Origin of the sequence: Micromonospora sp. NPDC049081 (assembly GCF_040648835.1) — a bacterium.
GTDB classification, from domain to species: Bacteria; Actinomycetota; Actinomycetes; order Mycobacteriales; family Micromonosporaceae; genus Micromonospora; species Micromonospora antibiotica.
Window position 1 is genome coordinate 26,912 of the sequence record NZ_JBEZEK010000041.1, and the last position, 7,635, is coordinate 34,546.

A 7,635-nucleotide genomic window follows, 5' to 3' on the forward strand; every position below is an offset into this window, starting at 1 on the left:
CGCGGTGACGGCCAGCCCGGTGGCGACGAGGATCGACCTCTCCCGCAGGGGTTGACCTCCTCACTAGGCTGACCCGGCGATCGGCGCCGGCGTGGCGACACTGTACTTGCGCTGCTGGTGACCGGCGGAGCCGGCGACCCGGGACGGTCACGGGCGGGCAGCGGACGACCGGCGCGGCCGGCGACACGGAGCGGTGATGGGCACAACATCGGACGACGGGCACGGCCGGCGACCCGGGGCCGTCGGAGGACCCGAGGCCCCCGACGGGCACGGCCGGCGACCCGGCGACGTCACGGGCCGGGGTCCGGACGACGGACCGGGTCAGGGGCCAGGTCAGGGATCAGGCGACGGGCCGGGTACGGGGTCGGGCGACGGGCCAGGTCAGGGGTCGGGCGACGGGGGCGGTCGGACGGTCGGGATCGGCGTCGCCGGGGTGGCCGTCACCCTGGCCGGGGTCTTCGTCAACGGGCTCGCCTACGTGGTGCCGGTCCTCGCTGCCCGGCACCTCGCCCCGGCGGAGCTGAGCGCGCTGGCCACCCTGCTGGCGCTCGGCGCGATCGGCGGCGTGGCCAGCACCGGCCTCCAGATCGCGGTGGCCGTGCACCGGGCCCGGCACGGCCGGGCCGCCACCGCCCGCCCCACCCTGCTGACCGTGGCGGTGACCGCCGCGCTGCTGGCCGTGCTGCTGCCGGTGGCCGCCGTCGGGCTGCGGCTGACCGGCCCGGCGGTGCTGCTGCTCGGGGTGCTGACCGTGGCGGTGGTGGCCGCCGGCCGGTGGCTGGGCGAACTCCAGGGCGACCAGCGTTTCCTGCGGCTGGCCGGCGGGATGGCGCTGCTCGCCGCCGGCCGCTACGGCGGGATGATCGCCGGACTGGCGCTGGGCGGCGGGTTGACCGGGGCGCTGCTGGCCGGGGCGGTCACCTCCGTACTGGTCCTGGCGCTGCTGGTCCGGCTCAACCGGGGGGCCGGTATCGACCCGGTGGCCCCGACCCTGACCACCCGCACGGTGCTCACCGCCAGCGGGGCGACCCTGGCGATGCTCGTCGTGTCGTACGCCGACCTGCTGCTGGCCCGCCGGTTCCTGCCCCCCGACGCCTCCGGCACGTACGCGGTCGGCACGGTGCTGACCAAGGGCGCGTTGTGGGCGCCCCAGGTGGTGACGGTCATCGCCCTGCCCCGGCTGGCCCGGGGCGACCGGGGGACGCTGCGCACGGCGCTGCTCCTGGTCGGTGCGGCCGGGGCGGCGCTGGTGCTCGCCTCGGCGCTGGCCGGCGGGCTGGCGTTCGGGCTGGCCGGTGGCCCGGAGTACGCCCGGTACGGCGGCCTCGCACCGCTCTTCGCCGCCACCGGGGCCCTGTACGCGTTGGTCTTCGTGCTGATCAACGCCCGGGTCGCGGCGTCGGCCCGGTGGCCCTCGGCACCATTGTGGATCTCCACGGTCGGCTTCGTGGCCGCGACCGCCACGGTCGTGCCGCACACCGTCGCCGGTATCGCCGGGGCGGCCCTGGTCACGGCGACGGTCACCGCCGTCGGCACCGCAGTGTCGACAATCCACCGCAGAACGGATGCGTCGGTCGCCTCCACCCTTCCGACGGCTACCGTCGCCGTCCCGGGTCGTGACACCCTGCCGGTAGGTGACCGGTAGACGGGGGTTTCTGGTGGCGGTGGTCGACCCGGTCCGGCAGCTGGCCGGCGTCCGCCGTGGGCTGACCGGCACCCGCCGGCCGGTGCGCTGGCTGCTCGTCGTCGGGCTGCTCGTTCTGCTCGCCACCGTGCCCGGGGCGGCGCCGCACCGGGCCCTGCCGGACAGTGGGCCGGTTGCCGCCCGGCTGACCGCCGCCTTCGACGACTACGGCGACACCTCCGGCCGGTGGAACGGTGCCGACCGGACGGCCTCGGTACGACTGCCCGACGGCCGGCTGCTCTGGCTCTTCTCCGACACGTTCCTCGGCCCGGTGCACCCCGACGGTTCCCGGCCCCGCACCGCACCCTTCATCCACAACTCGGCCATCGTGCAGCGGGGCGACCAGCTCGCCGAGACGGTGCACGGCGGCACCATCGAGGACCCGCGCGACCTGGTGCCCCCGACGGCACCCGGCGAGTTCTCCTGGATCGGCGACGCCACCGTCTCCGGCGACACCCTCCAGGTGCTGGTCCACCGCTACCGGCGCACCGGCCTCAGCCCGCTCGACCACACCCTGGTCGGCACCGCACTGGCCAGCTTCGCGCTGCCCACGCTCACCCCCACCGGGGTCCGCCCGTTGCCACTGGGCGCCCGGGTCTCCTGGGGTTCGGAGCTGCTCCGCGACGACGGGCACACCTACGTGTACGGCACCGAGGCGGCCGGCGGGGCGAAGTTCGCCCACCTGGCCCGGGTGGCCGGCGACGACCTGACCGGCCGGTGGGAGTTCTGGACCGGTGAGGGCTGGTCCACCGACGACCGCGCCTCGACCCGGCTGCTCAGCGGCGTCGGCACCGCCTACGGCGTACAGCGGATCGGCGGTCGGTACGTGCTGGTCACCCAGGAGAACAACCTGGTGTTCAGCGGCGATCTGGTGGCCTACTCGGCCGACGCGCCGACCGGCCCGTTCACCGGCCCGGACTACCTGCACCAAGCCCCGGAGACCACCGCCGGTCACCTGGTCTACGACGTCGACCTGCACCCGGAGCTGGCCCGCCCCGGTCGGCTGCTCCTGTCCTACAACGTCAACGACGTCGACGACTCGGTCACCTACGCCGACGCGGGCCTCTACCGGCCGCGTTTCGTCGAGCTGGCGTGGCCCCGCGACCGACGGGACCACGCCGACCTCCCCCCGGCGCCGTCGACGCTCACCGCCCGACCGGGCGGCGCCGGCACCGCCGAACTGGACTGGCCGCCGGTACGCGCCGACGACGAGCTGCGCTACCAGGTGCACCGGCGGGACGTCACCGCCGGCCAGACCCACTTCGTCCGGATCGGCGAGCCGACCACCACTCCCCGCTTCTCGGCCGACTTCCTGACCAACGGGCACGACTACGAGTTCCGGGTGAGCACGCTGGGCCGGCGCGGCGAGAGCGCACCCTCACCGGTCGGCCGGGTGACCGCCACGGTGCCGCCACCGCCACCGCCGCAGGGCCTGCGGGCGGTGCCCGGCCGGGCCGGTGACGTCGCACTGGGCTGGGAGCCGGTGCCGTTCGTCCAGCTCTTCCGGGTGACGCAGCACGACCTGGGCACCGGGGAGGAGACCACGGTCGGCACCTTCACCGGCACCACCGCCACCGTCGGGTTCCTCCGGCACGCGCACACGTACGCGTTCACCGTGGTCGCGGTCGGTGGCGGCGGGGACAGCCCACCGTCCGAGCCGGTCCGGGCGACCGCCCTGGTCACCCCGCCCGCCCCACCGCCGGGGCTGGTCGCCGTCGGGCAGCCGGACGGCACCGTACGGTTGTCCTGGCGGACGCTCGGCCCGGGTGTCTCCTACCGGGTGTACCGCCGCGACCTGACCGCCGGCACCCCGCAGGACGGCCCACCGGCGGTGGAGGTCAGCGCCGGGCACGTCGCCCGGCACCTGACCCACGGCCACGAGTACGAGTTCACGGTCGACGCGGTCAACGACGGCGGAGCGGGGGCCCGGTCCGCGCCGGTGCGGGCCCGCGCCCGGTTCACCGCCCCCACCGCCGCCCCGACGGACCTGCGGGCCGAGGCCGGGGCCGGCAGCGTGGAGCTGACCTGGCGCGCTTCGGTGGCCGACGGCTGGCACCGGGTGTACCGGCGGGACGTCAGCGCCGGGGAACGCGACTTCACCGCCGAGGAGATCCCCACCCGGGGCACCCGGGCCGTCGTGCCGGGGCTGCGCAACGGGCACGAGTACGAGTTCACGGTGGCCGCGACCAACCAGGCGGGTGCGGGCCCCCGCAGCGCACCGGTCCGGGTCACCCCGCAGTTGCCCACCCCGACCGGGCTCGACGTGACGGCCACCGGCAGCGGCGAGGTCCGGTTGACCTGGCGGTCGGCCGGGCCGGGGTTCGCCTACCGGGTGCACTGGCGCGACGCCACCACCGGGGAGCGGTGGCGGGTCGGACCGTACCCCGTGCGGGAGACCCGGCACCAGGCGGTGCTGTTGGCCCGGGGGCACGACTACCGGTTCCGGGTCGCCGTGACCGACGGGCGGGACGACGGGCCGCCGTCCCCGGAGGTCGGCATCCGGGTCCGCTGATCGGCGGGCGGTCGGCCCTCGCCGACCCCGCCTCCGCCGTTCCGACCCCGACCCCGCCCGCGACCGTCCCGGCCCCGCTTCCGCTTCCGCCGCGAAGGTCCCGACCCCGCTTCCGCTTCCGCCTCCTCCGCGACTGTTCCGACCCCGCCACGGCCCCCGGCGTGCAGGTGCCACGGGGTCGCGGTGGCCGGCGGCGGTCGGCTGATCGGGGGTGCGCAACTGTGCCGCCAGCCACTCCGGGTCACCGCGCGACGCCCCCGCCCGGCCGATTCGTCCGCCCCCGCAGGGCGGCCCCGGTCGGCACATCCGGACACCGTGCCACGATCGGTCATACACCGTGTGACCGGCTACGACACGCGGTGGTGAGGATGGCCGGACGCACGCTGTCGGCTGGCCGTCCGGTTGGCTACCGTAGGTGTCCCTGGGGGCCGCAACCCCCCACGTGGTACGTCCGATCGAGGTGGCTGTGACCCTGTACGGCGACAATCAGGTCTCCGACGACCGCCCCACGGTGCAGGTCACCGCGGTGAGCTGGCCGGGCGAGGACGAGCCTCCGACGGCTGGCGGGGCCGCGGGCTCGGCCCCGGGCGGCGGGCCGTGGTGGCGACGCGGGCGGGTGCTGCTCGCCGGTGGCGTGACCACCGCGGTGCTGGCCGGGGTGGTCGGCATGGGCGCCTGGGCGTACGCCGGGGACGTCCCGCGCGGCACGAGCGTGCTCGGCACCGAGCTGGGTGGCCGCAGCCGCGCCGACGCGGCCAAGGAGCTGCGGGCCGAGCTGGAGAAGCGCGCCGACAGGCTCAACGCGCCGCTGACCGTGGTGGTGGGGGAGAACCGGGCGGAGGTCAATCCCGCCGACGTCGGCCTGACGGTGGACGTGGACGCCACCGTCGCCGCCGCCACCGACACCCGGGCGCACCCGGTGGACCGGCTGTTCGGCTCCCGTACGGTCGAGCCGGTGGTGACGGTGGACGCCGCCAAGCTGGATGCGGCGTTGCGCCAGATCCTCGGTAAGCAGGGCCGGGACATGACGATGCCGGCGATCATCTTCACCGGCACCACCCCGAAGCCGGTCTACCCCAAGCCGAGCCTGACCCTCGATGCGGAGCAGTCCGCCCGGGTGGTCCGCACGGGTTGGCTGGCCGGGCAGCCGGTGACGGTGCCGGTGGTGGAGAAGAACCCGGTGACGACCCGGGAGGAGGTGGACCGGCTGGTCGCCGAGCTGGCGAAGCCGGCCGTCGCCGCTCCGGTCACCATCACCTCCGACAAGGGGTCGGTCAGTGTCCCGCCGGCGGCGATCGCCCGCGCGCTGCGCTTCTCGGCCGACGACGAGGGGAAGCTGACGCCGAAGGTCGACGTGAAGCGGCTCCGGTCGGCGCTGGGCAGCAAGCTGGCCGCGATCGAGTCGACGCCCAAGGATGCCGGTCTGAGCATCTCGGCCGGCAAGCCGAAGGTGGTCCCGGGGCGGGCCGGGAAGCAGCTCGACTCGGCGGCGCTGAGCCGGGACCTGCTCGCGGTGCTGCCGAAGGCGGACGGCCGGACGGTCACCGGGCAGCTGAAGGAGGCCGAGCCCGAGCTGACCGAGGCGAAGCTGGCCGAGCTGGGCATCAAGGAGCGGGTCTCCACCTTCTCCACGAAGTTCCCCGGCGGGCTGTCCTCACCGCGCAGCCAGAACATCATCCAGGCGGCGAAGGACGTCGACGGCACGATCGTGCAGCCGGGTGAGACCTTCTCGCTGAACGCGCACACCGGCGAGCGCGGCTACGCCCAGGGCTACAAGGACGCCCCGGTGATCCTCGGCGGCAAGCTGGTCCCCGGGGTCGGCGGCGGTGTCTCCCAGTTCACCACCACCCTGTTCAACGCCAGCTACTACGCCGGCCTCCAGGACGTCGAGCACAAGCCGCACTCGTTCTACTTCAGCCGCTACCCGGCGGTGATCGAGTCGACGATCTTCTGGCCCGACCTGGACTTCAAGTTCCGCAACAACACCCCGCACGGGGTGCTGATCGACACTGCCTGGACCTCGAACACGATCACGGTGTCGATGTGGAGCACCAAGATCTACGACAGCGTGAAGACCGAGTACGGCCCGCGCCGCAACGTCACCAGTCCGAGGACCGTGTACCTGGAGCCCGGCCCGACGTGCATCGCCGCCGCCGGCAGCACCGGTTTCACCCAGGACGCGTTCCGGGTCATCAAGAAGGACGGCAAGGTCGTCAAGCGGGAGAAGTTCAGCTGGACCTACGACCCCGAGCCGAACTTCGTCTGCGGTCCCAAGCCCTCCTGATCCCCCTCACCTCTCTCCACCCGCCCGCTCCTGACCCGGGGTAGACGCGGGGGCGGGCTGGGCACGGATGAGCCCCGCCGGCGACACCGGCGGGGCTCTCGTGCTCTTTCGGGTCGGCCCCGGTCAGGGGCGCGCGTCGGCGAGTCCCTGGCGTACGCCCTCGGCGTCGCGGTCGGTCCCGTAGACGGGGGTGTCGGGCTGCTGCCGCCAGCTCTCGTCCAGCGTGCCGGCGTCCACCGGGTCGAAGCCGAGCGCGTCGACGAGCTGCATCACCACCTGCTTGGCATCGTCGTCGTCACCGGCCACCGGCAGCGCGATCCGGTCACCGGCTCCGGCCGTCTTGCCGTGGTCCATCAGGTGCGCGGCCTGGATGTTGTTGAAGGTCTTCACCACCCGGGCGCCCTTGAGATGGTCGGCGGTCCACCGGCTGGAGCTGAGGCTGCGGTCGAGCAGCTCGGCGATGTCACCGTCGCGCTGCGGGTAGTAGTTGTTGGCGTCGACGACGATCTTGCCGTCGAACGGTTGGGGCGGCAGCCCCGGCACCGCGAGCAGCGGGATCGCCACCACGACGAGTTCGGCGTCCTGGACGGCCTGGTCCAGCGTGCCGGCGGTGGCCCCGGTCTCCTGGGCCAGCTCGGTGAGGCTCTGCGGGCCCCGCGAGTTCGCGACTGTCACGTCGTGCCCGAGGGCGCTCAGCCGCCGGGTGAGGGTGCCGCCGATGTGCCCCGAACCAATGATTCCGATCTTCATGACCACTCCTGCCTCCGCCGGTCCCGACGGTCAGTTCCGGTCGTACGGTCAGCAGGTACCCCGCCCGGTCCGCTGCGATTGCGGACACGACGTACTCCACGTCACGTTTCCCGCCATGCTGGGTGTGGGTCCCTCAGGAGCGGGTCCCGCATCGACGGTACGAGGTGAGGCACGCTGCTCGGGGCGATTCACCGAAGGCGGCACCAGCTCCGGACGCGGGCCGCTCGTTGGCTCTGGACGCGGGCCCGCGTGCTGCCACGCCGCAACCGGTCCCGCGACCGTGCCGGTGGATGGTGTGGCCTGGTGGAGGGTGTTCGGGGCGTGAAAACAGTTGAGGCCGACCCCGAAGGGTCGGCCTCAACTAAAGATTGTCCGGCGGTGTCCTACTCTCCCACACCCTCCCGA

At 74.2% G+C, this 7,635-nt stretch carries 3 protein-coding genes and 1 pseudogene; 3 read left to right on the forward strand and 1 reads right to left on the reverse strand.

Features of this window, described 5'->3' with window-relative positions; translation table 11 throughout:
• Positions 1–433 precede the first annotated feature (433 nt).
• The 3 genes from AB0B63_RS31370 to AB0B63_RS31380 all read left to right on the forward strand — a co-directional run bounded on the left by AB0B63_RS31370 (position 434) and on the right by AB0B63_RS31380 (position 6,480).
• Positions 434–1,645 carry a polysaccharide biosynthesis protein gene (locus AB0B63_RS31370; protein ID WP_357025452.1) on the forward strand — a complete coding sequence of 404 codons (1,212 nt, stop codon included), beginning with the start codon at positions 434–436 and terminating at the stop codon, positions 1,643–1,645.
• Complete coding sequence (locus tag AB0B63_RS31375; protein WP_357025455.1) at positions 1,635–4,196, forward strand: DUF5005 domain-containing protein; 2,562 nt, start codon at positions 1,635–1,637, stop codon at positions 4,194–4,196. Before AB0B63_RS31370 ends, AB0B63_RS31375 begins: the two co-directional genes overlap by 11 nt.
• 460 nt (positions 4,197–4,656) lie before the next feature.
• Positions 4,657–6,480, forward strand: coding sequence for a VanW family protein (locus AB0B63_RS31380; protein ID WP_208570802.1), 1,824 nt, complete (start codon positions 4,657–4,659; stop codon positions 6,478–6,480).
• Positions 6,481–6,603: 123 nt separating this feature from the next.
• On the opposite strand, the pseudogene AB0B63_RS31385 reads toward AB0B63_RS31380, so the two are convergent.
• Positions 6,604–7,239 (reverse strand): annotated as a pseudogene (locus AB0B63_RS31385) (NADPH-dependent F420 reductase); the annotation flags it as partial.
• Positions 7,240–7,635 lie beyond the last annotated feature (396 nt).